General features: G+C 73.0%; 21 protein-coding genes. 10 read left to right on the top strand and 11 right to left on the bottom strand.

What is annotated here, in order from left to right; genetic code table 11:
- Nucleotides 1-3: 3 nt before the first annotated feature.
- The 3 genes from VIS07_17065 to VIS07_17055 all read left to right on the top strand — a co-directional run bounded on the left by VIS07_17065 (nucleotide 4) and on the right by VIS07_17055 (nucleotide 2507).
- Entirely contained in the window at nucleotides 4-426 is a 423-nt protein-coding gene (locus tag VIS07_17065; protein HEY8517222.1) for a hypothetical protein, read from the top strand.
- A 129-nt stretch (nucleotides 427-555) separates the two neighbouring features.
- Complete coding sequence (locus VIS07_17060; GenBank protein HEY8517221.1) at nucleotides 556-1704, top strand: acyl-CoA dehydrogenase family protein; 1149 nt, start codon at nucleotides 556-558, stop codon at nucleotides 1702-1704.
- Between the two features lie 5 nt (nucleotides 1705-1709).
- Entirely contained in the window at nucleotides 1710-2507 is a 798-nt protein-coding gene (locus VIS07_17055) for a hypothetical protein (protein HEY8517220.1), read from the top strand.
- Between the two features lie 102 nt (nucleotides 2508-2609).
- On the opposite strand, the gene VIS07_17050 is transcribed toward VIS07_17055, so the two are convergent.
- Together VIS07_17050 and rlmD are read right to left on the bottom strand one after the other, a co-directional pair.
- Entirely contained in the window at nucleotides 2610-4025 is a 1416-nt protein-coding gene (locus VIS07_17050) for a 3-oxoacid CoA-transferase subunit A (protein HEY8517219.1), read from the bottom strand.
- A gap of 115 nt (nucleotides 4026-4140) precedes the next feature.
- Entirely contained in the window at nucleotides 4141-5463 is a 1323-nt protein-coding gene (gene rlmD / locus VIS07_17045) for a 23S rRNA (uracil(1939)-C(5))-methyltransferase RlmD (GenBank protein ID HEY8517218.1), read from the bottom strand.
- A 193-nt stretch (nucleotides 5464-5656) separates the two neighbouring features.
- On the opposite strand from rlmD, the gene VIS07_17040 reads away from it, so the two are divergent.
- The gene (locus VIS07_17040) at nucleotides 5657-6793 is read left to right on the top strand and encodes an FAD-binding oxidoreductase (protein ID HEY8517217.1); all 1137 of its coding nucleotides are present in this window, start codon (nucleotides 5657-5659) and stop codon (nucleotides 6791-6793) included.
- Between the two features lie 76 nt (nucleotides 6794-6869).
- Nucleotides 6870-8783 (top strand): DNA topoisomerase IV subunit B, encoded by a 1914-nt coding sequence (locus VIS07_17035; GenBank protein ID HEY8517216.1) that lies wholly within the window; start codon nucleotides 6870-6872, stop codon nucleotides 8781-8783.
- A gap of 6 nt (nucleotides 8784-8789) precedes the next feature.
- Here VIS07_17035 and VIS07_17030 read toward each other — a convergent pair whose 3' ends face one another.
- Nucleotides 8790-10178: an NAD(P)/FAD-dependent oxidoreductase gene (locus VIS07_17030; protein ID HEY8517215.1), complete on the bottom strand. Its 1389-nt coding sequence runs from the start codon at nucleotides 10176-10178 to the stop codon at nucleotides 8790-8792.
- A 63-nt stretch (nucleotides 10179-10241) separates the two neighbouring features.
- Here VIS07_17030 and VIS07_17025 point away from each other — a divergent pair, with 63 nt between their 5' ends.
- The 5 genes from VIS07_17025 to VIS07_17005 all read left to right on the top strand — a co-directional run bounded on the left by VIS07_17025 (nucleotide 10242) and on the right by VIS07_17005 (nucleotide 13848).
- Nucleotides 10242-10562 carry a rhodanese-like domain-containing protein gene (locus tag VIS07_17025; protein ID HEY8517214.1) on the top strand — a complete coding sequence of 107 codons (321 nt, stop codon included), beginning with the start codon at nucleotides 10242-10244 and terminating at the stop codon, nucleotides 10560-10562.
- A 67-nt stretch (nucleotides 10563-10629) separates the two neighbouring features.
- Nucleotides 10630-11457: an alpha/beta hydrolase gene (locus VIS07_17020; GenBank protein ID HEY8517213.1), complete on the top strand. Its 828-nt coding sequence runs from the start codon at nucleotides 10630-10632 to the stop codon at nucleotides 11455-11457.
- Between the two features lie 28 nt (nucleotides 11458-11485).
- The gene (locus tag VIS07_17015; protein ID HEY8517212.1) at nucleotides 11486-12523 is read left to right on the top strand and encodes a phosphotransferase family protein; all 1038 of its coding nucleotides are present in this window, start codon (nucleotides 11486-11488) and stop codon (nucleotides 12521-12523) included.
- Nucleotides 12520-13011, top strand: a complete 492-nt coding sequence (locus VIS07_17010) for a hypothetical protein (protein HEY8517211.1) — start codon at nucleotides 12520-12522, stop codon at nucleotides 13009-13011. The genes VIS07_17015 and VIS07_17010 overlap by 4 nt, the downstream gene beginning before the upstream one ends.
- Before the next feature lie 33 nt (nucleotides 13012-13044).
- Complete coding sequence (locus VIS07_17005) at nucleotides 13045-13848, top strand: enoyl-CoA hydratase-related protein (GenBank protein HEY8517210.1); 804 nt, start codon at nucleotides 13045-13047, stop codon at nucleotides 13846-13848.
- Here VIS07_17005 and VIS07_17000 read toward each other — a convergent pair.
- From VIS07_17000 to selD, 8 genes are all read right to left on the bottom strand, one after another.
- On the bottom strand, nucleotides 13811-15172 hold the full coding sequence (locus VIS07_17000; protein HEY8517209.1) for a thioredoxin domain-containing protein: 1362 nt from the start codon (nucleotides 15170-15172) through the stop codon (nucleotides 13811-13813). The two genes, VIS07_17005 and VIS07_17000, sit on opposite strands and share 38 nt — an antisense overlap.
- Nucleotides 15173-15312: 140 nt before the next feature.
- Complete coding sequence (locus tag VIS07_16995; GenBank protein ID HEY8517208.1) at nucleotides 15313-16977, bottom strand: class I adenylate-forming enzyme family protein; 1665 nt, start codon at nucleotides 16975-16977, stop codon at nucleotides 15313-15315.
- The gene (locus tag VIS07_16990) at nucleotides 16974-17771 is read right to left on the bottom strand and encodes an enoyl-CoA hydratase/isomerase family protein (protein ID HEY8517207.1); all 798 of its coding nucleotides are present in this window, start codon (nucleotides 17769-17771) and stop codon (nucleotides 16974-16976) included. The genes VIS07_16995 and VIS07_16990 overlap by 4 nt, the downstream gene beginning before the upstream one ends.
- Before the next feature lie 7 nt (nucleotides 17772-17778).
- The gene (locus VIS07_16985; protein HEY8517206.1) at nucleotides 17779-19005 is read right to left on the bottom strand and encodes a CaiB/BaiF CoA-transferase family protein; all 1227 of its coding nucleotides are present in this window, start codon (nucleotides 19003-19005) and stop codon (nucleotides 17779-17781) included.
- 5 nt (nucleotides 19006-19010) lie between these two features.
- On the bottom strand, nucleotides 19011-20315 hold the full coding sequence (locus VIS07_16980) for a class I adenylate-forming enzyme family protein (GenBank protein HEY8517205.1): 1305 nt from the start codon (nucleotides 20313-20315) through the stop codon (nucleotides 19011-19013).
- Between the two features lie 18 nt (nucleotides 20316-20333).
- Nucleotides 20334-21656, bottom strand: a complete 1323-nt coding sequence (locus VIS07_16975; GenBank protein HEY8517204.1) for a hypothetical protein — start codon at nucleotides 21654-21656, stop codon at nucleotides 20334-20336.
- A 24-nt stretch (nucleotides 21657-21680) separates the two neighbouring features.
- Nucleotides 21681-22943, bottom strand: a complete 1263-nt coding sequence (locus VIS07_16970; protein ID HEY8517203.1) for a hypothetical protein — start codon at nucleotides 22941-22943, stop codon at nucleotides 21681-21683.
- 10 nt (nucleotides 22944-22953) lie between these two features.
- Nucleotides 22954-25215, bottom strand: a complete 2262-nt coding sequence (gene selD, locus VIS07_16965) for a selenide, water dikinase SelD (protein ID HEY8517202.1) — start codon at nucleotides 25213-25215, stop codon at nucleotides 22954-22956.
- Between the last annotated feature and the right edge of the window lie 18 nt (nucleotides 25216-25233).

Here is a 25233-nt window from a genome sequence, read left to right as displayed (position 1 = left end):
TTCGTGCGCGCCGTGCACGGCGCCCTGCTCGCGCTCGCGCTGGTCGCCTGTGACGCGCCGCCGGTGGGAGCGCCGCCGGACGCCGTCGACTCGCCTTCGGGCCGCGCCGAGAATCCGGCGCCGGGCACGATGAAGCGCGCCGACGACGCGAGCCGAGCGGACGAAGCCCAGGTGATCGTCCGCCTGCGCTTCGAGGCGCCCGCCGGCGCGGCACCGGACTCGGAGGTCTACAAGAGCGCCGTCGCGCGGACGCGCGAGGAGTTCCTGAGCTCGATCGCCGACGTCCCGCACCGCGTCGTGCGGACCTACGACATGCTGCCGCTGGTCGTCCTGTCGCTGCCGAAGGGCGAGCGCGCCGCGATCGAGCGCTCGCCGCTGGTCGCGGGCGTCGAGGACGACCGTCTGAACGCGCCGCTCGCGCAGTAGCCCTCCGCGCGCTCGGACCAATCCGGCTGCGCGCGCGCCCCCTCGCTTTGCCTCGCGGGGCCGCTCCGCTAGGACTGCCGCGTCGGCGCGCGTGCGCGCACCGACCGGTGCCGAACGAGGAGATCCCGCATGGACTTCACTCTCAGCGACGAGGAACGCCAGCTTCGCGACACGGTTCGCGAGTTCGTCGAGGAGGTCGTCAACCCGGTCTGGCAGGAGATCGAGCGAACCGACCGCCTGCCCGACACCGTGCTCGAGCGCGCGCGCGAGCTCGGGCTGTTCGGGCTGTCGATCGCGCCCGAGTACGGCGGCCTCGGCCTCACGGTCGTGCAGAAGGCGCTCGTGCACGAGATGCTCGGCCGCGGTCCCTGGGGCCTCGCGAGCTACATCAGCGTGCATACCGGCATCGGCTGCACCGGCATCAACCTCTTCGGCACCAAGGAGCAGAAGGAGCGCTACCTGCCGAAGATGGCGACCGGCGAGTGGCTCGGCTGCTTCGCGCTCACCGAGCCCGGCGCCGGCTCCGACGCCGGCAACCTGCAGACCCGCGCCGAGCGCGACGGCGACCACTGGGTGCTGAACGGCCGCAAGATCTTCATCACCAACGCGCCGTACGCGCACCACGCGGTGGTCTTCGCGCGCGCGCCGAAGGGCATCACCGCGTTCATCGTCGACACCGACACGCCGGGCTTCCAGATCGGCCAGGTGTTCGACACGCTCGGCCACAAGGGCTCGGCGATCTGCGAGCTGGTGTTCGAGGACTGCCGCATCCCCGCGAGCGCGCTGCTCGGCGAGGAAGGCAAGGGCTTCGACATCGCGAAGCGCTCGCTGTCCGAGGGACGCACGATGCTGTCGGCGCGCTCGGTCGGCGCCGCGCAGAAGGCGATGGAGCTCGCGATCGAGCACGGCGAGGCGCGCCAGACCTTCGGCAAGCCGCTGCTCGACCACCAGGCGCTCGCCTTCCGCCTCGCGCAGATGAGCGCGCGCACGGAGGCCGCGCGCATGCTCGTCTACCGCAGCGCCTGGCTCATCGACCGCGGCAGCCCGGCGATCCGCGAGTCGTCGACCGCGAAGTACTTCTGCGGCGAGGCGCTCTGGCAGACGGTCGACGACGCGATCCAGATGCTCGGCGGCTACGGCTACATCCGCGGCGAGTACATGCTCGACCGCATCTGGCGCGACGCGCGCGTGGTGCGCATCTACGACGGCTCGTCGGAGGTGCAGCAGATCCTGATCGCGCAGCGCTTGCGCAAGGGCGATCTCGAGACCCCGTGGTGAGCGCGATGGAGACGTCGAACGATCATCCGGTCGAGGTCGGCAGCATGCTGCTGACGATGGTCGACCCGCACCCGGGCCACGAGGTGGCGTACAACCGCTGGTACGAGCGCGACCACTTCTACGCCGGCTGCCTGATCGGCCCGTGGCTGTTCGCCGGCGCGCGCTGGGTGGCGACGCGCGACCTCAAGAACCTGCGCTTTCCCGAGGACAGCCCGATCGCCAAGCCGACGGTGCGCGCGGGGTCGTACGTCGCGATGTACTGGATCCAGCAGGGACGCTTCGACGACTACCGCGCCTGGGGCAACGAGCAGGCGCACTGGCTCTACCGCAACGGCCGCGGCTTCGAGCAGCGCACGCACGTGCACACGCTGATGTACCACCTCGACTGGGTGCACTACCGCGACGCCGATCCGGTGCCGCTCGCGCTCGCGCTCGACCACCGCTTCCCGGGTCTCGCGACCATCGCCGTGCTGCGCCGCGAGGGCGTCGCGCAGGACCAGCTCGACCGGTGGCTGCGCGGCGACCTCCTGCCCCGCTTCCTGCAAGGCTCCGACGCCGCGATGTGCTCGACCTGGTCGCCGGTGCCGCAGGGCAAGGCGCCGATGTCGATCCCGCTCGTCGAGAACACCGACCGACTCGACATGCAGCTCTGGTTCCTCGACGGCCCGGCGGCGTCGTCCTGGCAGCGCTTCCGCGACTACGCAGCGGAGCTCGAGAAGACCGGGCTCGGGCAGGTCGTGTTCGCGTCGCCGTGGCTGCCGACGGTGGTGGGCACGGACCGCTACACCGACCAGCTCTGGTGACGCGGACGCCGCCGCGCGCGCGGCGCTCGCCGAGACCTCGACCGTGGGCACGACGGCGCGCCGCACGTACCCGTGGCCGCGCTCGAGCGAGCGCGGCGGCGGTCAGGCGAACTCCATCTCCTTGACGTCGCGCGCGACCCGCAGCGGTGCTGCGGTCGCCGCCTTGACGTCGTCGACCGTCACGCCGGGCGCGAGCTCGCGCAGCAGGAATCCGTCCGCGTCGATGTCGAAGTACGCGAGGTCCGTGACCACCGCCTTGACGCAGCCGAGCGCCGTCGGCGGATAGGTGAGCTTGTCGACCAGCTTCGAGCGGCCGTTGCGCTCGAGCTGGTAGCAGAGCGCGATCACGCGCGCGCCCCCCGCGGCGAGGTCCATCGCGCCGCCGATGCCGCCGCCGCCCGACGGCAGGCTCCAGTTCGCGAGGTCGCCGTTCTGCGCCACCTGGAACGCGCCGAGGATGATCGTCGACACGCGCCCGCTGCGCGCCATCGCGAACGACACGGTGGAGTCGAAGTACGAGGTCTCGGGCAGCGGCGTCACGAGCTGACCGCTCGCGTTGTAGAGATCGACGTCCTCCTGCCCTTCCTCCGGGAAGCCGCCGTAGCCGAGGATGCCGTTCTCGCTGTGCAGCGTGACGCCGCGTCCCGCGACGTAGTTCGACACCAGCGTCGGCAGACCGATGCCGAGGTTCACGTACTCGCCCTCGCGCAGCAGCGCCGCCGCGCGCATCGCCATCAGGTCGGCGGGCAGACCCGTCGGACCGCCGTCGCGCACCGCGCGTCCCTCCATGTTGTTCTGCCGCCCGACGAGCTGCAGGATCTGGCGCAGGACGCCGACGTCGATGTGCGTCGTCGTCTTGACGATGCGGTCGACGAAGATGCCGGGCGTCACCACCGCCTCGGGATCGAGCGTTCCGGTCGGCACGATCTCGTGCACCTCGGCGATCGTCGTCTTCGCCGCGGCCGCCATCCACGGGCCGAAGTTGCGCGCGCCGCGCCGGTACGTGAGGTTGCCGGCGCCGTCCGCCTGGTACGCCTTGACCAGCGCGAAGTCGGTGCGGATCGCGCGCTCGAAGACGTAGCGCTTGCCGTCGAACTCCCGCACCTCCTTGCCGCGCTCGACCTCGGTGCCCACGCCGGTCGGCGTGAAGAAGCCCGCGAGCCCGGAGCCGCCCGCGCGCACGCGCTCGATCAGCGTCCCCTGCGGGACCATCTCGAGCTCGATCTCGCCCGCCTTCACCTGCTCGGCGATCGGCGTCGTCAGCGACGGCGACGCGACGTAGGAGCAGATCAGCTTGCGGATCTGCTTCTTGTCGGCGAGCACGTTGAGCGACGTCGGGCCGCCCGCGGGCGTGTTGCACACGACCGTCAGGTCGCGGACCCCGCGCTCGGCGAGCGCCAGCAGGCAGTCGGTCGGCCACGCCTGCGGCGGGCCGAAGCTGTGCACGAGGATCGAGGCGCCGTCGTGGACGTCGGCCACGGCGTCGCGCGCGGATTCGCAGATCTGCTTGTTCGCCACGGCCGGCTCGCTTCTCACGACGCGGCAGCGCACGCAAGCGCGTCGCGGGTCTCTCCAGGTCGCCGCGCACGCGATCGGCGCGAGCGGACGACGGCTCGAGGGACGAGCGAGCTCGCTAGGGAGCGTCGCGCCGCTCGAGCAGCGCCACCGCCTCGACGTGCGGCGTCTGCGGCAGCATGTCGAACGCGCGCACGCGCTCGACGCCGTAGCCGCGCGCGGTGAGCAGCGCGAGGTCGCGCGCCAGCGACGTCGGGTCGCACGAGACGTACGCGATCTTGCGCGGCGCGAGCTGCGCGACCACCTCCACGACCTGCGCCGTGAGCCCCTTGCGCGGCGGATTGACCGCGACCAGCGTCGGGCTCGTGAGCCCGCGCTCGCCCGCGATGCGCAGCGTGTCCTCGACCGGCGCCGCGACGAACTCGGCGTTCGCGACCCTCCTGCGGCGCGCGCTCGACGTCGCGCAGTCGACCGCCGACGGCTGCCCCTCGATGCCGAGCACGCGGCGCAGCGCCGGCGCGAGGTGCAGCGCGATGCCGCCGACGCCGCAGTAGAGGTCGAGCGCGACGTCGTCCGGACGCGGCGCGAGCCAGCTGCGCACGGTCGCGTAGATGCGTGACGCGACCGCGGCGTTCGCCTGCAGAAAGGCATCCGGGCGGCTCTCGAGCTCGACGTCGCCGAAGCGCTCGAGCAGCGCGGGCGGCCCGAACAGACGACGGATGTCCGACGTCAGCAGCACGTTGCCCGGCGTTGGATTGACGCACAGGAAGCCCGCGGCGAGCGTCGGCAGCTCGCGCCGCAGCCGCGCGATCAGCTCGCGGAGCTGCGGCGGGTCGGAGATCGCGGAGACCAGCGTCAGGTGCACCGCGCCCTGCGCGCTCGAGGCGCGCGCCAGCGCGTAGCGCAGCGCGCCGGTGCGCACGCGCTCGTCGAAGATCGGGATCTCGAGCCGCTCGACCTCGCGCCGCAGCACGCGCAGCACCGGCTGCAGGAGACGGTGGTGGACGATGCAGCCGTCCGCCGGCGCGACGCTGTGGGTGCCCGGTCGGTAGACGCCGAGCACGACCTCGCGCGCGCCGTGCGGCGCCCTGCGCGAGCGAAAGACGAGCTTCGCGTGGTTGCGGTAGCCAAACGCGCGCGGGCTGCCGACGGCGGGCTCGACGCGCGTCACGTGCAGATGCTGGCGCGCGAGCGCGTCGCGCAGCGTCGCGTCCTTGGCCGCGAGCTGCGCGGGGTACGGCGTGCCGACCAGCGGACAGCCGACGCAGGCCGGGAAGTGCGGGCACGGCACGTGCGGTCCCTCGGCTTCGGACGCGCGCGTGCGCGCGCTCGCCACAGGCGCCGCACGCCGCTCGGCGACGCGCTTGCGCTCGTGCGCGCCGCGGCCGCGCCCCTCGCGCCCGCGCCGCGCCCGCTCGCTCCGATCCGTCGCCCGCGCCACGCGGCTCTAGTACAGGTGCGCGCCGCGCGCCCGCCAGCGTGCCGCGCGAAGAACGGATGACGGCGCAGGTGGCGGCGCAGGTGGCGTCGCCGATCGCGCCGCGTCGCCGCGGCCTCCGCCGGACGCCGCCCGGCTCTGCGCCGCCTCGCGGCGTTCTGCGCCCCGTCACCCCGCTCTGCTACGCTGACCGCCGATGTCCACCCCTCGTGAGCGCGAGGTGATCATCGTCGGCAGCGGCATCGCCGGCGCCTCTCTCGCCTACTTCCTCGCCGAGCGCGGCTGCACCGACGTGCTGCTGCTCGAGCGCGAGCAGAGCCTCGCCTACCACTCGACCGGGCGCAGCGCGGCGACGCTGAACTCGATGGACTCGAACCCGACGCTGCTCGCGATCAAGGTCGCGAGCGCACCCTTCTTCCGCGACCCGCCGCCGGGCTTCGCGGAGAGCCCGCTGCTCAAGCGCACGGCGGTGATCAACGTCTATCCGGAGCCGCAGTGGAGCGCGGTGCGCGAGGCCGAGCCGCGGCTGCGTGCGTCCGGCCTGCCCTTCGCGCTGCTCTCGGTCGCCGAGGTGCTCGAGCGCGTGCCCTACGTCGACCCGAACGAGATCGCGGGCGGCGTGCTCGTCGCCGACGACGGCCGGCTCGACGTGCACGAGATCCTGTCGAGCTACCTGCGTCACGCGCGGCGCCGCGGCGTCGAGCAGCGGCTCGGCGTCGAGGTGAAGGACGTGCTGGTCGAGAGCGGACGCTGCCGCGGCGTCGTGACCGCCGAGGGCACGCTGCGCGCGCGTCTCGTGGTCGACGCGGCGGGCGCCTGGGCGGGAACGATCGCGCGCATGGCGGGCGCGTCGCCGATCCCGCTCGTCCCGCACCGCCGCACGATCGTCGTCTTCCCGCCGCCCGACGGCGTCGCGCTCGGCGACTGGCCGCTCATCACGAGCGACGCGCACGGGATCTACTTCGCGCCGGAAGCGGGCGACCTGATGATGAGCCCGATGGACGAGGACGCGATGGAGCCGTGCGACGCGACGCCCGACGACACGGTGATCGCCGAGGGCATCGAGCGCTTCGCGCGTCTCGCGCCGGCGCTGCGGCCGCGCACGCTCAAGCGGCGCTGGTCCGGGCTGCGCACCTTCGCACCCGACCGCGTGCACGTCGTCGGCGAGGACCCGAAGCTGCCCGGCTTCTTCTGGCTCGCGGGCCAGGGCGGCTGCGGGATCGAGACCAGCCCGATGATCGGCCGCATCGCCGCCGACCTCATCGTGCACGGCCGCAGCGACGCGTTCGACACGTCGCTGCTCTCCCCGAGGCGCTTTGCCGACGCGCGGTAAGAAGGCCGGACGCCGTGGCTTGACAGCCCGGAGCGACGTCCGTACCAAGCGCGCAGCGAAGGCGGCGGGGGGCGGCGTGGCGTCGAACTACACGGCCAAGGACATCACCGTACTCGAGGGCCTGGAGCCGGTCCGGAAGCGTCCCGGCATGTACATCGGCTCGGTCGAGTCGGCCGGCCTGCACCACCTGCTGTGGGAGATCGTCGACAACTCGGTCGACGAGGCGATGAACGGCCACTGCGACCGGATCGCCGTCACGCTGCACGAGGACGGCGAGACCGTCACCGTCGAGGACAACGGGCGCGGCATCCCGGTCGACATGCACGCGAAGTACCGCAAGCCGGCGCTCGAGCTGATCCTCACGACGCTGCACGCGGGCGGCAAGTTCGAGTCGAAGAACTACTACCACTCGGGCGGTCTGCACGGCGTCGGCGCGTCGGTGGTGACGGCGCTGTCGGACCGCATGGTGGTGCGCGTCAAGCGCGACGGCGCCGAGTGGGAGCAGACCTTCTCGCGCGGCGTCGCGACGAGCAAGCTCAAGAAGCTGCGTCCGGCGCGCGGCACCGGCACGACGATCGAGTTCCACCCCGACGCGCAGATCTTCCCGTCGATCAAGCTCGACCCGGATCTGATCGCCGAGCGCCTCGAGGCGAAGGCCTACCTGCACAAGGGCCTGACCGTCGTCTTCGAGGACCGGCTGCGGAAGCAGTCGCACACCTGGCACTACGAGGACGGCATCCGCGCTTACCTCGAGAAGCTGCTCGCCGCGAGCGGCCGCAAGCGCGTGCCCGCGGAGATCTTCCACGCCTCGCGCGACGGCGACGGCTTGCACATCGAGTGCGCGCTCGCCTGGACCGAGGACACGAACGAGAGCTTCTCGTCGTTCGTCAACAGCATCCCGACGAGCGCCGGCGGCACGCACGAGAACGGCCTCAAGAGCGGCATGGTCAAGGCCGTCCGCAACTACCTCGAGATCCACAACCAGATCCCGCGCGGGCTGCAGATCGCCGCCGAGGACGTGCGCGAGGGCGTGGTCGGGCTGCTGTCGTGCTTCATCCCGAACCCGCAGTTCCAGGGTCAGACCAAGGAGCGGCTCAACAACCCCGAGCTCACGCCCGCCGTCGACGGCTTCGTGCGCAGCGCGCTCGAGAACTGGCTGAACGGCAACCGCTCGTCGGCGGACGCGATCGCCTCGCGCGTCGTGCTCGCGGCGCGCGCGCGCACGGCGTCGCGCGCGGCGGCCAAGGAGGTCACGCGCAAGACCGCCGTCTCGCACCGCCTCAACCTGCCCGGCAAGCTCGCCGACTGCACGTCGACCGATCCCGAGGAGTCCGAGCTGTTCCTGGTCGAGGGCGACTCCGCCGGTGGCTCGGCGAAGCAGGGTCGCGACCGTCACTTCCAGGCGATCCTGCCGTTGCGCGGCAAGGTGCTGAACACCGAGCAGGCGTCGATGAGCAAGGTGCTGTCGAACAACGAGCTTTCCGACATCGTCAAGGCGCTCGGCTGCGGCATCGGCAAGGACTTCGACGTCTCGAAGCTGCGCTACCACAAGATCTGCCTGCTGATGGACGCCGACTCCGACGGCAACCACATCGCGACCCTGCTGATGACGTTCTTCTACCGTCACCTGCCGGAGCTGATCCGCGGCGGCTACCTCTACCTCGCGGTGCCGCCGCTCTACCGCATCGACATCGGCAAGGAGACCTACTGGGCGCGCGACGACGTCGAGAAGGACGAGATCATCGCCAAGCACAAAGGTCGCGCGACGCCGCAGGTGCAGCGCTTCAAGGGTCTGGGCGAGATGAACCCGGCGACGCTCAAGGAGACGACGCTCGACCCGAAGAAGCGCACGCTGCTGCGCGTCACCATCGACGACGCCGCCGCCACCGACCAGATGATCCAGACGCTGATGGGTCGCGACGTGGCGCCGCGCTTCCAGCTCATCATGGAGCGCGCGGTCGGCGTCGGCGCGCAGGACCTCGACGTCTGACGCCCGTCAGGCGCGGCTGCCGAGCGGCGCGCGCGCCGCGGCTTCGTCCGCGGCCGGCTCCTTCGCCGGAGGCTTCTCGTCCGGCGCCCACAGCGCCTGCCAGTGCTCGTACACGCGCTCGGTGATCAGCCGCGCGCCGCGCTGGTAGGTGACGTACGCCCACGCCCACTCGAAGAGCACCAGCAGGCGATTGCGGAAGCCGATCAAGAAGAAAATGTGGATCCCGAGCCAGGCGAGCCAGGCGACGAGCCCCGAGAGGCGCACGCGGCCGATCTCGGCGACCGCCTTGGCGCGGCCGATGGTCGCGAGCGATCCCTTGTCGACGTAGCGGAACGGCGCCGTCGGCTGACGGGCGACGAGCCGCAGAACGTTGCGCGCCGCGTGGTCGCCCTGCTGCATCGCAGCCGGCGCGACGCCCGGCACGAGCGCGCCGTCCTGCTCGAACGCGACCGCGTCGCCGACGACGAAGACCTCCGGATGGCCAGGCAGCGAGAGGTCGCGCTCGACGCGCACGCGCCCGCCGCGCTCGAGCGGCACGCCGAGCGACTCGAGCAGCGGCGACGCCTTGACGCCCGCGGCCCAGAGCACGGTGCGCGCGCGGATCAGCTCGTCGCCGACGCGCACGCCCTCGGGCTCGATGCCGGTCACCATGGTCGAGGTGCGCACCTCGACGCCGATCGACTCGAGCTGACGCTGCGCGCTCGCCGAGCTGCGCTCGCTGTAGGTCGGCAGGACGCGCGGCCCGCCCTCGAGCAGCAGCACGCGCGCCTGACGCGGATCGAAGCGCCGGAAGTCGCGCGCCAGCGTGTGGCGCGCGATCTCGGTGAGCGCGCCCGCGAGCTCGACCCCCGTCGGGCCCGCGCCGATGACGACGAACGTCAGCCAGTCCGCGCGCCGCTGCGGGTCGTCCTCGCGCTCGGCGGCCTCGAAGGCCATCAGCACGCGGTCGCGGATCTGCAGCGCCTCGTCGAGCGACTTGAGGCTCGGCGCGTGCTCCGCCCACTCGTCGTGGCCGAAGTAGTTGTCCGTCGCCCCGGGCGCGAGGATCAGGTAGTCGTACGCGACCTCGCCCTCGGAGAGCAGCACGCGCTTTCTCTCGAGATCGATCCCCTGCACCTCGGCGAGCAGCACCGTGGTGTTGCGCTGGCGACGCAGGATCCGCCGGATCGGCACGGCGATGTCGCTCGGGTTCAGCCCGGCGCTCGCCACCTGGTAGAGCAGCGGCTGGAACAGGTGGTGGTTGCGGCGGTCGAGCACGGTGACGCGCACGTCTGCGCGCCCGAGACGCTGCGCCGCGCGCAGGCCGCCGAAGCCCGCGCCGACGATCACGACGTGCGGCAAGCGGGAAGCGGCGTTGCCCTCGCGCGGCGGAGCGTTGCTGGCGTCGGACTGCACCGTCTGACCGGTATCACGGCGGGGTCGCTTGTCGAACGGGGCTCGGCGCGCTAGCTCGGGAGCATGCCCGGCGAGCTCAGCGTCCGTGATTTGAAGGCCCGCATCGATGCCGGCGACGCGCCGCTCGTGCTCGACGTGCGCGAGCACGAGGAGGTCGCGATCGCGAGCCTGCCCGGCGCGGTGCACATCCCGATGCAGGAGATCCCGGCGCGGCTCGGCGAGCTCGATCCCGAGCGCGAGATCGTCGTCGTCTGCCACCACGGCATGCGCAGCGCGCACGTCGCGGGCTTCCTCGAGCATCAGGGTTTCACGCGGGTGATGAACCTCACCGGCGGCATCGACGCCTGGTCGCTGTTCGTCGACCCGACCGTGCCGCGCTACTGACGTCCTCGCACGGTTGCTGCCGCCCGATCCTCCACCCGGGCGCGCGCGCGTCCTGACAATCGACGGCGTGCGCCTGCACGTCCTCGATCACGCGGGCGACGACCGCGACGGCAGCGATCCGCGACCGCCGCTCCTCCTCCTGCACGGCGGCATGGCGCACGCCCGCTGGTGGGATCTGGTCGCGCCCGCGCTCGCGCAGCACGCGCGCCCTTTCGCGCTCGACCGCCGCGGCCACGGCGACAGCGACTGGACCGATCCCGCGCGCTACGGCTGGGAGCGCGACCTGCTCGACATCGAGGAAGCGATGCGCACGCTCGCGCGCGAGCCGTGGACGGTGGTCGGACACTCGCAGGGCGGCTTCCTCGCCGTGCACCTCACGACGCGGCGCAACGTGCCGATCGAGCGCGTCGTGCTGCTCGACGTCCCGCTGAACCCCACGAGCCCGACGCTGCTGCGCGCCCGCCGCGCGCTGAGCCGCATCCCGCAGATCCGCTACTCCTCGCTCGAGAACGCGATGCGCCGCTTCCAGCCCTACCCTGCGCCGCACCGCGTCCCGGAAGAGATCCGGCTCTACCTCGCGCGGCACAGCTTCAAGCCGACGGCCGACGGCGGCTGGACCTCGAAGTTCCACTGGCAGATGCACCAGCAGCCGCGTCCCGGCCCGAGCCCGCTCGCCGATTTCGGCGAGCGTCTGCGCCGCGTCGAGGTGCCGACGCTGGTGCTGCGCGGCGAGCACTCGAGCATCCTGTCGCGCGAGGAGCACGCCGAGCTGGTCGCGCGCTTGCCGCACGGCGTCGGCGTCGAGATCGCCGACGCGACGCACAGCCTGCACGCCGAGCAGCCGGACGCGGTGGCGCGCGCCATCGCCCGCTTCCTCGCGGACCACGACGCTTGACGCGCCCGCTCCACGCGCCATCGGCGTCGTGCTACGCCTGACGGCGATGTCGCTCGCGGACAGACTGCAGGTCTATCTCAAGGAAAAGCTCGGCACCGACGTGCGCGTCGAGGGGCTCGCGCGCAAGAGCGGCGGCGCCTCGCGCGAGACGTATCTCTTCGACGCGCTCTGGAGCGAGGACGGGCGCGAGGTGCGACGCGGCTACGTGCTGCGCCGCGATCCGGTCGCGAGCGTCCTCGAGTCGGACCGCACGCTCGAGTACCGCGTGCTCGAAGCGGCGGGCGCGCTCGGCATCCCGGTGCCGAAGGTCTGCTGGCTCGAGCTCTCGCCCGAGCCGCTCGAGCGTCCGTTCTTCGTCATGGAGCGCGTCGAGGGCATGCCGACGCCGCCGACCTTCCCGGCCGCGTATCCCGCGGAGATGCGCGCGCGCACCGCCGCCGACTTCGTCGCCATCCTGGCGCGCATCCACGGCGCGGACTGGAAGAGCCGCGTCCTCGACATTCTCGACGACCCGGGTCCGGGGACCGAGGCGGCGCGGCGCGCGGTCGCGCACTGGCGGCAGATCTACGAGCAGGACCGCGTCGAGCCGCACCCGATCCTCGAGCGCGGCCTCGCCTGGCTCGAGCGCAACCTGCCCGCCACCGAGCGCACGACGCTCGTGCACGGCGACTACCGCAGCGGCAACTACCTGCACCTGCCCGACGGCAGCATCACCGCCATGCTCGACTGGGAGATGGCGCACTTCGGCGATCCGCACGAGGACCTCGGCTGGGCGACGATGCCCTACTGGTCGTGCGAGGGACGCGCGGGCGGGCTCGAGAGCACGGAGGAGATGCTCGCCCGCTACGAGCAGATCTCGGGCACGAAGGTCGACCGCGAGCGGGTGCACTTCTACCAGGTGCTCGGCACCGTCAAGATGGCGGCCATCTCGTTGACCGGCGTGCGCAGCTGCTGCGACGCCCGCAGCGCCGACCCGACCCTGCCGATCGTCGGCCTGCTGCTCGGACGGCTCTCGACCGAGCTGCTCGATCTGCTCGGCGTCGCACGCGCAGGAGGAGTGAAGTGACGCGTCCGGACCTCGCCGACATCCTGAGCGGCGTGCAGCGCCTGCTCGTGAACGACGTCGTTCCCGCGCTCGCCGACCAGCCGTTCCTCGCCGAGCAGGCGATGTATGCGAGCGTCGTCCTCGAGTACTGCAAGAAGACCTGGACACGCGCGCACCTCGCCTTCGCCGAAGAGCACGCCGACCTGCGCGCGACGCTCGAGACCGTGCTGCAGGCGCTGCGCGACGAGCCCGACGCCCGCGAGCTCTGCGCGACCGTCGCGCGCGCCCTCGAGGACGCGCGCTGCGACGTCGCGACCACCGCGCTCGACGTCGTCGCAGAGCACGCCCGGACGCTGCGCGGCGAGGTGAGCCGCGTCGTCGCCTGGCTCGGGGACCGGCCGGCCTCCACGCCCGCCACGCAAGCGGTCCGCGCCGCGACCGACGGCTACCTCGCGCGGCTCGCCGAGCGCCAGCAGCGCGAGCTACAAGCGCTGGGGATCTCCTGGTAGCGCCGCGAGCGCAACCGGCGCGCGAGGTACGTCATGCCCGAGTTCGCAACCGTCCGCTTCGAGATCGAAGGTCGCGTCGCGACGATCACGCTCAACCGCCCCGAGCGTCTCAACGCGATGAACCAGCAGATGAAGGACGACCTGCGCGCCGCGTGGACCATCGTCAAGGACGATCCCGACATCTGGTGCGCGATCGTCACCGGCGAGGGGCGCGCGTTCTCGAGCGGCGCCGACGTCGAGGCACTCGACTCGGGCGGCTTCAAGAAGCCCGACCGCTGGCGCGAGCTCGCGATGATCGACACGATCCGCGCGCTGCCGACGCCGCGGCGCATGGGCGTGATGAAGCCGGTGATCGCCGCCGTGAACGGGCTCGTGAACGGCGTCACGCTCGATCTGGTCACCGAGGCCGACATCCCGATCGCGTCCGAGCGTGCGCAATTTTTCGATTCACACGTGTCGATCGGCTACGTCTCGTCGCACGAGATGGTCAACATGGCGCGCCGCGTTCCGGTCGCGGTCGCGCTGCGGATGGCGCTGCTCGGCGCGAAGGAGCGCATGAGCGCCGAGCGCGCGCTGCAGGTCGGGCTGGTCACCGAGGTCGTGCCGCACGAGCAGCTGATGCCGCGCGCCCGGGAGCTCGCGGCGATGGTCTGCGAGAACGCGCCGCTCGCCGTGTGGGGCACGAAGATGGCGATCCTGCGCGGCCTCGGCCTGCCGATCGAGCAGGCGGAGGAAATCGCGGCCGGCTACCTCGAGGTCGTCGAGCAGAGCGAGGACCACGCCGAGGGTCCGCGCGCCTTCATGGAGAAGCGGAAGCCGGTGTGGAAGGCGCGCTGAGGCGCGCTTCGTCGACCAGCGCGCGCAAGCGCTCGGGCCCGACGTTGCCGCCGAGCACGCGCCCGTTCACCAGGAAGACCGGCGGCTCGACGATGCCGTAGCGCTCGGCTGCGGCGCTGTCCGCCGCGATCGCCGCCTGCGTCGCCGGGTCGTCGAGGCAGGCTGCGAACGCCGCCTCGTCGAGCTTCAGCTCACCTGCCCGTACGAGAACGTCTTCACGCGTCGGCAGCGACGGCGCGCTCGCGACCGCGTCCTGCATCTCCTGGAAGCGGCTCTGCGCGGCGGCGCAGCGCACCGCCGCCGCCGCGAGCGTGCCCTCCGGATCCCACTGCGGCAGGAGCGGCCGGACGCCGAGCGCGACGTCGGGCTCGCGCACGAGCTCGCGCGCGATCTTCCAGGCGCGGCGGCTCGGCTCGCCGCGGTAGCTCGTCAAGAATACGACGCGCACGCGCGGCTTCTCCGCCCCGAGGAAGCCACCGGGCCCCGGCGGCAGCTCGATGCGCGGCGGCTCGGGCTCGCGCAGCACGACCGTCACGCGGCGCTGGTCGCGCTGCTGGAGGAGAAAGCTTTCCTCCGCGGCGTGTCGGCGGCGGAACTCGAGGTACGGCCGGATGCGCTCGGGATGGAACTCGGCCTTCGAATTGCGCGCGCGGACCTCGCGCTCGAAGTGGCGCTCGATGTCCGCGTCGGTCACCGGCGGCGCCTGCGCGCGGATCTCCCCGCGCAGCGACTCGATCGTCAGGCCGCGCTCCGCGGCCGCGTCTCGCCACAGGAGCTCGTCGAGCAGCTCGTCGAGCTGGCGTCGACGCTCGCGCGAGAGCTCGCCCTCGAGCCGATAGATCGGCAGCGCGGCGCGCGCCTCGACGTCGCGCCGCAGGATCTTCCGTTCGCCGATCTCCGCCACGACGTCTTCCGGATCGCCGCCGCGGACGAGCACGTCGTCGCGCACCTCGGGCGGCGTTCGACCGCGCTGCGCGGCGAGGAGCTCCGCGTCGCGCGCCCGGCGCCGCTCGCGCTCGAGGTAGAAGCGCACCGCGGCGCGGTCGCGCTCGGGCGGTCCCGTGAGCTCGGCGGCGAAGCTCGCGAGCGCCGCGTCGACGTCCTTCTCCTCGACCGGCTGCGGCGTGGGCGTCGGCTGCGGAGCCAGCTCGAGCAGCGTCTCGTCGACCAGCGTCGCGAGCGTCGCGCGGCGCAGCTCGTCGAGCTCGAAGCGCAGGCGCGCGCACTTCTCGCCGCAGCGCTGATCCACCTCGGCGATCGCGACGGGCGTGCCGTCGACGAGCGCCGCAACCTCGGGGCCGACGCTCGCGGCGGGCGAGGCCATAGCTGCCGGAGACGACACGCGCGCGGGAGACGACGCAGGTGTCGGAGACGGCGCGGTGGCGGACGTCGCGGCGTGCGTCGCGCCCGCGAGCGCGAGCAGCAGCGCCGCCGCGGCCCCAGCGACCGGCGACACGGCGCGGGTCAGCTCGACGCCCCGAGCCGCGCCGCGAGGTCGTCCGGCCCGCCGGCGCGCGCCGCCGCCTCGCGCCGCAGCCGCGGCTTGTCGACCTTCTGCGTGCCGGTGCGCGGCACCTCGTCGGCCGGCAGCAGGAACAGGTGACGCGGCACCTTGTACGAGGCCATCTCGCGCTTGCAGTGCGCGAGCAGCTCGGCGGCGTCAAGCACAACGCCCGCCTTGGGCACGACGAAGGCGGCCGGGTTCTCGCCGCGCACCGGGTGCGGCACCGGCACCACGTAGGCCGCGGCCACGCCTGGCGCGCGCGCGAGGCAGGCCTCGACCTCCGCCGCGGCGACGTTCACGCCCGCCGTCTTGATGACCTCCTTCAGGCGTCCGTCGAAGCGCAGCGTGCCGCTCTCGTCGAAGCGGCCGTAGTCGCCCGTGCGGAAGAAGCCTTCGGCGTCGAACGCCTCCTCGCGCGGGACGCCGAGGTAGCCGAGCATCAGCGACGGACCGCGCACGAGCAGCTCGCCGACCTCGCCGGGCGCCCGCGGCGCGCGCGTCTCCGGGTCGACGACCCGCATCTCGACGCCGGGCAAAGGACGACCGAAGCCCCGCCGGCGCAGCTCCGGCGGATCCGTCGTGCGCGCGAGGCAGACCACCGTCGCGGTCTCGCTGAGCCCGTACGCGCCGACCGTCACGTGGTCGGGCGCGAGCAGCTTCTCCGCGGCGGGGCTGCTCGTGTAGATCCCCTTGCGCAGCGCGAGCTTGCGGCGCGGGAAGCTCTCGTGCTCGACCAGCGCCGGCGCGAGCTGCCAGCCGGCGTAGAACGTGATGCGCTCGCGCTCCATCAGGTCGAGCGCGCGCCCGGCTTCGAAGTGGTCCTGCAAGACCAGCGCGCCGCCGCGGGCGAAGCTCACCAGCGCGATGATGACGAAGCCGCCCGCGAAGAACATCGGCAGCGCGCCCCAGGCACGGTCGCTCTCCTCGAGGCCGAAGGCCGCGCTCGCGACCCAGGCCTGGTGCGTGAGCGCGCGGTGCGCGTGCAGCACCGCCTTCGGCTGCGCGGTCGAGCCCGAGGTGAAGAAGAGCACCGCGACGTCGTCCGGCGAGGCGGCGTCGAGCTCGCGCAGGCGCGCCACCGCGTCGCCCGGCGCGGGACGCACGACGTCGCGCCAGTCGCGCGCGCCCGCCGGCGTGACGCCGTCGGGCGCCACCGCGACGCGCGCCTCGAGCCGCAGCGGACGCTCCGCGTCGCGCGCGAGCTCGTCGAGCGTCGCCTGGTAGTCGTGCTTCAGAAAGCGCGGCGTGTAGACGAGGTGCGTGACCTCGGCGTGGCGCAGGTAGAAGGCGAGCTCGTTGGGCGTCGCCATGGTGTTGAGGCACACCGAGACCGCGCCGAGCGCCGACGCGCCGAACACGGTCGCGAAGAACTCCGGCCAGTTCGGCAGGAGCACGCCGAGCCGCGTGCCCGGTCCGACGCCGAGCGCGCGCAGGCCTTCGGCTGCGGCGACCGCTCGACGCGCGAGCTCGTCGTACGTCCAGCGCGTCTCGCCGCCGATCACCGCCTCGCGCGGGCCGAAGCGCGCCGCACGGTCGGCGAGGAACGCCGCCAGCGTGCGCGCGCGCGGGACGTCCTCTCGCAGCGCACGCTCGGCCGGATCGTGCTCGCGCGCGAGGTCCGTCATGCCCCGGTGAACTTCGGCGGCCGCTTCTCGGCGAAGGCGCGCACCGCCTCCTTGTGGTCCTCGGTCTCGCCGAGCGCGCCCTGCGTCCAGGCCTCCATCTCGGCGGCGTCGGCGAAGCTCGAGCGCGCCGCGTACTCGAGGATGCGGCGCGCGTTGGCGACCGCGAGCGGCGGCTGCGCGGCGATCTTGCGCGCGAGCGCCTTGGCGCGCTCGACGTCCTCGCCCGCCGGCGCGAGCTCGTCGACGAGCCCGATGCGCAGCGCCTCGTCGGCGAGCACCGGATCGCCGGTCAGCACCGCGCGCTTCGCCTGCCCCATGCCGACGCGGCGCACGAGCAGCCAGCTCGTCCCGCAGTCGGTGACGAAGCCGACGCGCACGAAGCTGAAGTGAAAGCGCGCCGACGGATCGGCGACCACGATGTCGCAGGCGAGCGCCCACGCGCACGCCATCCCCGCGGCCGGACCGTGCACCGCGGCGATCGTCGGCTTCGGGAAGTCGAGGATCTGCTGCGTGCGCTCGATCCCGTGCTTGCCGCGCTGGTGGCCGACGATCGCGGTGCGGCCGAGGCGGTCGGCGCGCCCCATCAGCTTGAGGTCCGCGCCCGCCGAGAACGCGTCGCCGACGCCGGAGAGCACGAGCGCGCGCACCGACGGATCCGCCGCGGCGAGCCGCAGGGCCTCGCCGGCCTCGTCGTTCATCTCCGGGAGCATCGCGTTCTTCGCCTCCGGACGGTTCCAGAGGAGGAGCGCGATGCCGTCCTCGACGCCGTAGCGGACGTACTGGAACTCGGGCATGCCGGACCTAGATCACGCCCTGCTCGCGCAGCCGCGCGCGCTCGTCCGCCGAGACGCCGAACTCCTCGAGCACCTCGTCCGTGTGCTGGCCGAGCGTCGGCGCGCCGCGCGTCACCGCGCCCGGGCTGCCCTGCATGCGGACCGGCGTGTTCAGGATCTCGATCTCGCCGCGCGTCGGGTGCGGCACCTTGACCAGCGCCTGGTTCACCTGCGTCTGCGGCATCTCGAAGACCTCGCGCACGCTGTTCACCTTGCAGGTCGGGATGTCGGCCGCCTCGATGCGCGCGATCCAGCTCGCGACGGTGTCCTTCGCGAAGATGTCGTTCAGGATGTCGATCAGCGCTTGCTTGTTCTTGACGCGGTCGCCCATGCGCGTGAAGCGCGGGTCCTCGAGCAGCTCCGGGTGACCGATCGCCGCGGGCAGGCGCTTCCAGAAGGCGTTGGTCAGGCAGGCGACGATGAAGTAGCCGTCGCTCGCCTTGAACGCCTGGTACGGCACGATGTCCGGGTGGCCGCTGCCGAACGGCTCGAAGTCCTTGCCGTCGACCCGCACCTTGAGCGCGACGTCGGAGAGCAGCGAGATCACGGCGTCGAGCATCGAGATGTCGATCTTCTGCCCCTTGCCGGAGCGCTCGCGCTCGTACAGCGCCGCGGCGACCGCGTACGCCGCGTAGATGCCGGTCGAGATGTCCGCGACCGGCGGCGCCGCCTTGACCGGCGGACGGTCGCCGCCCTCCCCCGTCAAGCCCATGATTCCGCCCGTCGCCTGCAGGATGAGATCCATGCCGGGCTTGTCCTTCATGGGCCCTTCGTGGCCGAAGGCGGTGATCGCGCAGTAGATCAGGCGCGGGTTGATCGCCGACAGCACGTCGTAGCCGATGCCGTGGCGGTCCATCACGCCGGGGCGGAAGTTCTCGAGCACGACGTCGGCGCGCGCGGCGAGGCGCTTCACGAGCTCGCGTCCCTCGTCGGTCATGAAGTCGAGCGTGATGCCGCGCTTCGAGCGGTTCAGGCCCCAGAAGTTGAGGCTGCCGATCTCGAAAGTGTCCTGGCCCTGCGCGTAGCGGATCGCGTCGCCGCGGCCGGGCTTCTCGATCTTGATGACGTTGGCGCCGAGATCGCCGAGCAGGGTCGTGGCCCAGGGGCCGGCCGCCTGATGGCTGAAGTCGAGCACGGTGATGCCCGCGAAGGGCGCGGGGCGCTTGCCGTTGGTGGTCTGTCGCTGGTCGCTCATGGTCCTCACAGTTGCTGCGCGCGTCCGCCGACGCGCGACCGGGAGCTCGGCGCGACGTCCGCCGTCGCGCGCGTCACCCGGCCAGCGAGCAGCAGCTCGCCTTCCTCGTCGATGTAGCCCAGATCGCCGGTGTGCAGCCAGCCGTCCCGCAGCACCTGCCGCGTGAGCCGCGGCGCGCGCAGGTAGCCGCGCATCACGACCGAGCCGCGGCAGACGATCTCGCCGCGCTCGCCGGGACGCAGCATCCGCCCCGTCGGGTCGGCGACGCCGACCACGAGCCCGGGGTGCGGCTTGCCGAGCGTGTCCGGCTTGCGAAATAGCGCGTCGTGGCGCGCCATCAGGATGCCGTCGGTGGTCTCCGGGTGGCCGTAGGACTGGATCAGCTCGGCGTCGGGGAAGCGGTCCGCGAGCTCGCGCTTGACGGTCAGCGGCAGGCGCACGTTGCGCAGCAGGATCTTCTTCACGCTGCGGATCGCGCGCCGCGGCAGGCGGCGGCGCTCGAGCAGCAGGCTCACGAGCTCGCTCGACAGCGAGAGGTCGGTGACGCGATGGTCCTCGATCGCGGCGAGCGCCGCGTCGACGTCCGCGCGTCCGAGCAGCGACGCGGAGCCGCCGGAGATGAGGCGCGACAGGACTTCCGCGACGAAGCCCGCGACGTCGTGCAGCGGGTGCGTCGCGAGCACGACGTCGTCGGGACCGTCGCCGCGGCCGCCGCTCACCCGCAGCGCGCTCGCGACGACGTTCGCGTGGCTGAGCACGATCGCGCGCAGCTCGCCGCCGGCGTCACTCGCGTAAGCGTGGAACGCGATCTCGTTGTCGCGGCCGCGCCCGCCGTCGTCGTCGCGCGAGGCGCGCTTCGGCACCGCGCGCGGCCGCCCGGGACGCCCCGCGGGCAGCAGCTCCGTGCCGCGCGACACGAGCACGACGGCCTCGGAGCCGACCAGCCGCAGCGCCTCCTCGACCCGCTCGACGTGCTCCTCGTGCGCGATCACGCAGCGCACCCGCGAGTGCCGGAAGCGGCGTGCGAGCTCGCTCGGCGCGAGCCGCGCGTCGAGCGGCACCGCCGTGCAGCCCGCCCGCCAGATGCTGAGCGTCGCCGCGACCAGCCCCGGAGAGCTGCTCATCACCTGCGCGACCGCGGCGCCCGCCGGGACGCTCGCGCGCAGCGCGCTCGCCTTCGCCGCGGTCAGATCCGCGAGACGCCCGAGCAGCACGCTGCGGTGGTGCCACTCGAGCGCGGCGCGCATCGGCTCGCGGCGCGCGCGGCTGGTGATGATCTCCTCGGCGGTGGGGAACGGCGCTGGCCGCATGGCGCGCTCGCCGCTCCCTCACGCGCTCACGACGCGCGCGGCCTTGTAGTCGAAGCGCGGTAGCGCGCCGCGCGGCAGCATCTCGACGTCGGCCACGATGCCGAGCCGCTCGGCGAAGCGCTCGACGATGCGCGTGCGCAGCGCCGCGACCGTGGCCGCGTCCTCGCTCGCGACCTCGACGCGCACCCGCAGCGCGCGCTCCGGCGTCCCCGACTTCGCGCGCACGAGCTGGTACTCGACCGACGGCGTCACGAGCTCCGGGAACTCGTACAGCAGCAGCGCGGCGTCGATCGGCAGGATCTCCTTGACGCGCCCGTCGTCGGTCGCGATCGGCACCGCATCGCTCACGCGGCCGTCGTAGAACAGCCGCCGGTGCGTCTCGCCGCACGGGCACGGATCGAGGTTCAGCGTGACCAGGTCCTCGAGGTCGTAGCGCAGCAGGAAGTTGTCCTTCTCGAGGATCGTCACGACCAGGTTGCCGCGCTCGCGATTGCCGACCGGCTTGCCGGTGCGGCGGTCGATCACGTCGACGACCACCAGGTCCTCGCACAGGTGCGCGCCGTCCTTCTCGGCGCACTGCGAGCCCAGCATGCCGAGCGCCTCGAGCCCGGCCGACACGGCGTCGAACTGCGACGACGGATGGTCGCCGGCCTTCTTGAAGTTGAGCTCGCGCTCGGGATCGATGCCCATGCGCTGCGCGGCCTCGTAGTACTTGACGCCGGCGTTGCCGAACAGGCGATACATGTCGGGCTGCAGGCGCCGCCACAGCCGGATCACGCGCTGCATGTGCTCCTCGCTCGCCGGCGGACCGCTCGGGATGTCGAGGCAGCCCATCGCCTCGACGCCGTGGCACATGTGCCAGCCGCCCGCGTAGAGCCCGTAGGGGTGCGCGTGCGCGAACTTCATCCCGGGCCTGAGCCCCCAGCGCCAGCGCGCGCGCGCCGACGCCGCGTAGTCCACCGCGAGATCCTTCTCGGTCCACACGATCAGCGTCGGGCGTCCCGACGAGCCGGTCGTCTGGCCGATGCGCACCCACGTCTCGGGCGCCGAGCCGCGGTAGTCGCCGAACGGCGGCGTCTGCGCCTCGCTCTCGCGCAGGTGGTTCTTGTTCAGCGTCGGGATGCGCGCGAGGTCGTCGAGCGTCGCGACGTCGCGCGGATCGCGGATGCCGGCGGCCTCGAGGTGACGGCGAAAGAGCGGGATCGGCTGCGCGAAGGTGCGCTCGATCTGCCGACGCAGGCGCTCCTCCTGCAGCCGACGCAGCGCCTCGCGCGGCATGGTCTGCACCTCGGGATCGAACAGCGGCTGATCGGCGGGGGGCATGCGCAGCGCGGACGGCATCTCGCTCCTCTCCTTCGCGGCGCGCTAGGCGGCGTCCTTGCCCTTGGTCACGATGGCGCGCGTGAACGCCGGGCCTGCGGCCTCCGCGGGGACGTCGTCCTCGGCGCACAGCTCGACGTCCATCTGGATCAGCAGCGCGCCCTTGACGTTCGCGGCGATGCGCCCGGCGAGCTCGCGTCCCGCGTCGCTGCCGACGAGCGCCGCGTCGCGCACGCCGACCCGCAGCGTCGCGCGCTCGAAGCTCTCGCCCGGGCGCTGCTCGACGACGACCTGGAAGCGTCCGGTGCCGGGAAAGCGCGCCAGGTAGTCCGCGACCGCGATCGGGTGGATCAGCACGCCCTTGATCTTGCGGATCGCGCCGACCTGCCCGAAGAAGTCGACGCGCGGCGCCGGATTGCCGCACGGGCAGTCGCCCTCGCGCAGCTTGTAGGCGTCGCCGGGCGCGTAGCGTACGAGCGGCAGCGCGCGCGGCCCGAGGTGGGTCGCGATCAGCTCGCCGACGCCGCCGGGCTTCGCGGGCTCGCCGGTCGCGGGATCGAGGAACTCGAAGAACAGGTCGTTCGCCGAGAGGTGCATGCCCTGGTGCGCCTTGCACTCGCCGGCGACCGGTCCGATCTGCGCCTCGCCGATGTGGTCGAAGAGCTCGATGCCGAACGTCTCGCCGAGCTCTTCGCGCAGCTCGGGCGTGAGCTTCTCGGCGGTCGAGAAGCCGAGGCGGTAGGACAGGTCGCGCCGCGGGTCGAGGCCCTGCTCGCGCGCGACCACGCCGATCTGGCGCAGGAAGCTCGGCGTGCCGGCGTACACGCTCGCGCCGTAGGCGCGCGCGACCTGGATCTGCATCTCGGTGTTGCCGACGCCGCCGTTGATCACCAGGCAGCCGTACTCCTCGAACGCGCGGTGCAGACGCAGCCCGCCGGGCATCAGGTGGTAGTTCAGCGTGACGTGCGCGACCTCGCCGCGGCGCACGCCCATCGCCGCGATCTCCTCGACCAGCGCCGGCGTGCCGCCGCGCTCCGCGGCGATGCGCGGGATGAAGATCGGACCCGGCGAGGTGTGGATGCTCGCGAACTCCTCGCGTCCGACCGCGAGCAGGTTGCCGAACGGCGGCTGCTCGCGCTGGCTGCGCACGAGATCGGCCTTGCGCAGCACCGGGATGCGGCGCAGCGCGTCGGGATCGATCCGCGCCGGGTCGACGCCGGCGGCCTCGAAGCGATCGCGGTAGAACGGCACGCGCTGCGCGACCCAGGCGAGCGTCTCGCGCAGGCGCTCGAGGCTTCCGGCGATCACGTATCGCTCGCTACAATCTCTGCTTCGGGGCCGCAACCGGTTGCGCGCTCGCTGCGATGCGCAACACGCCGCGCTCGCCGTTCAGCTCGCCGACCACGGCTGCGCAGACGCTCGCGCGCGCGAGCTCGGTCGTCACCCGATCGAGCGCGCTCGGCGGCACGGCCGCGAGCAGACCGCCCGAGGTCTGCGGGTCGCACGCGAGCTCGAGGCGCGCGCCGCGCTCGGGGGCGCGCGCAGCGTCCTCGAGCACGGCGTCGGCGAGCAGCGCGCGCGTCGCGTCGTGCGCGCTCGACCGCCAGCCGAGCGCGAGCAGCTCGAGCGCGCCCGGCAGCGGCGGCAGCGCGTCGAGCCACAGCGTCGCGCCGACGCCGCTCGCGCGCAGGATCTCGCGCAGGTGTCCGACGAGGCCGAAGCCGCTCACGTCCGTGCAGCAGCGCACGCCCGCCGCGCGCAGCGCACGCGACGCGGCGCCGTTGTCCTCGCGCATCGCGGCGAGCGCCGCATCGACCCAACGAGCCGGACACTCGCCGGCGCGCGCCGCGGCGAGGATCACCGCGGTGCCGAGCGGCTTGGTGAGCAGCAGCAGGTCGCCGGGACGCGCGCCGCCCTTGGTCAGCGCGCCGTCACGAGCGACCGTGCCGTGCACCGAGAAGCCGACGAGCCGCGCGGGCGCGAGCAGCGTGTGCCCGCCCGCGAGCGCGACGCCCATGCGGGCGAAGGCGTCGCGCGCGCCGTCGAGCACCTGACGCAGCTCGGACGCGGCGGCGCGCGCGTCGCCGTCGGGCAGCGCGACCAGCGCGAGCGCCGCCGTCGGCTCGCCGCCCATCGCGAACACGTCGCTCGCCGCGTTGACCGCCGCGATCTCGCCGACCGTGCGCAGGTCGGCGAGAAACGGCGGGAACAGGTCGACGGTGGTGACGACGTCGCGCGCGCCGTCGTGGCGCAGCACGGCGGCGTCGTCGGGCGCGTCGAGCCCGATCGCCACCGCAGCGTGCGCTTCGGGCGGCAGATCGCGCAGGACGTAGCCGAGCACCTCCGCGCCGAGCTTCGCGGCGCAGCCGCCGCACGGCTCCATCTCCATCATCCCGTCGTGCGGCGGCGGCCGCAGCGCCGACGCCCGCGGCGGCGCGTGCTTCTCGACGAAGCGGCGGTCGATCCAGTCCTTGAGCCACCACCAGCGACGTCCGTGCGAGGCCCACCTGCCGCGGTTCAGCAGCGCGCGGCGGTCGCCGGTCGAGAGCAGCGTCAAGAACTTCTCTTGCGGGCGGTAGCGTCGCAGGCGTCCGCGCCCGGTCGCGGCGACGACGAGGTTGTGCGTCAGCACCGGTCCCTGACGGACGGCGTGCACGCCCGCCCGCGGCACCCAGGGCGCGCTGCGCAGGACGCCGCAGTCGCCGGTGGCGAACACGGAAGGCTCGTCGACCGAGCGCAGCTCGTCGTCGGTCACGAGAAAGCCACGCTCGTCGCAGGCGAGGCCCGAGGCGGCGACGAACGGCAGCCCCTCGGCGCCGGTCGCCCAGACGACGAGGTCGGCGGCGAGCACGCTTCCATCGGCGAGACGCACACCTCCCTCGCACGGCTCGACGGCGCCGACGTTCGTTCGCAGCTCGATGCCGTAGCGCGGTGCGAGGCGCGCGACGAGTCGCTGCGCGCGCGCGCACGCGCCCGAGGGCACCGCGGCGTCGCGTTCGAGCAGCGTGACCGCGAAGCGGCTCCGCTCCGGCAGGCGGCTGCGCAGCGCGAACGCGATCTCGACGCCGCCCGCCCCGCCACCGACGACGGCCGCGGACGCGCGTCCTGCGTCGAGCGCGTGCTCGACGAAGCGGCTCAGGCGCTCGGCAGCGTTCTCGATCGGCTTGATCGGCACGACGTGCGCGAAGCGCTGGACGTCCTCCGTCCCCGCCGGTCGCGCGCCGACGTCGAGCGACAGCACGTCGTACGGCAGGGCTCCGCGCTGCTCGAGCTCGATCGTGCGTCGCGCGGGGTCGAGCGCGCACACCCGATCCGGCAGGAACGCGGCGCCCGCGCGCGCGGCGAGCGCGGCGACGTCGATGTGCACGTCCTCGTCGGTGTAGAGCTGCGCGAGCCAGCCCGGGATCATGCCAGTGTAGACCGCCGTGCGCCGCGGGCTGACGACGATCACCTCGACGTCGTCGAGCGGGCTGCGCGCCAGCATGCGCAGCACGTGCACGTGGCTGTGACCGCCACCGGCGAGCACGAGACGGCGGCGGACGCGCGGGCGCGCGACCGCGGTGCGGCGCGCCCCTCGCACGCTACGGCTGCGCTGCCG

It is taken from the genome of Candidatus Binatia bacterium (assembly GCA_036563615.1).
In the GTDB taxonomy this organism is placed as follows: Bacteria; Desulfobacterota; Binatia; order UBA12015; family UBA12015; genus DATCMB01.
This window is presented reverse-complemented; position numbering and strand designations above follow the sequence as displayed.

Excerpts from the sequence above, each read along its gene's own strand:
- VIS07_17040 (HEY8517217.1), top strand. The coding sequence starts at position 5,657 with ATGTCCACCCCTCGTGAGCGCGAGGTGATCATCGTCGGCAGCGGCATC.
- VIS07_16975 (HEY8517204.1), bottom strand. The coding sequence starts at position 21,656 with ATGCCGTCCGCGCTGCGCATGCCCCCCGCCGATCAGCCGCTGTTCGAT.
- VIS07_16985 (HEY8517206.1), bottom strand. The coding sequence starts at position 19,005 with ATGAGCGACCAGCGACAGACCACCAACGGCAAGCGCCCCGCGCCCTTC.
- VIS07_16995 (HEY8517208.1), bottom strand. The coding sequence starts at position 16,977 with ATGACGGACCTCGCGCGCGAGCACGATCCGGCCGAGCGTGCGCTGCGA.
- VIS07_17000 (HEY8517209.1), bottom strand. The coding sequence starts at position 15,172 with ATGGCCTCGCCCGCCGCGAGCGTCGGCCCCGAGGTTGCGGCGCTCGTC.
- VIS07_17025 (HEY8517214.1), top strand. The coding sequence starts at position 10,242 with ATGCCCGGCGAGCTCAGCGTCCGTGATTTGAAGGCCCGCATCGATGCC.
- VIS07_17055 (HEY8517220.1), top strand. The coding sequence starts at position 1,710 with ATGGAGACGTCGAACGATCATCCGGTCGAGGTCGGCAGCATGCTGCTG.
- VIS07_17005 (HEY8517210.1), top strand. The coding sequence starts at position 13,045 with ATGCCCGAGTTCGCAACCGTCCGCTTCGAGATCGAAGGTCGCGTCGCG.
- VIS07_16980 (HEY8517205.1), bottom strand. The coding sequence starts at position 20,315 with ATGCGGCCAGCGCCGTTCCCCACCGCCGAGGAGATCATCACCAGCCGC.
- VIS07_17060 (HEY8517221.1), top strand. The coding sequence starts at position 556 with ATGGACTTCACTCTCAGCGACGAGGAACGCCAGCTTCGCGACACGGTT.
- VIS07_16990 (HEY8517207.1), bottom strand. The coding sequence starts at position 17,771 with ATGCCCGAGTTCCAGTACGTCCGCTACGGCGTCGAGGACGGCATCGCG.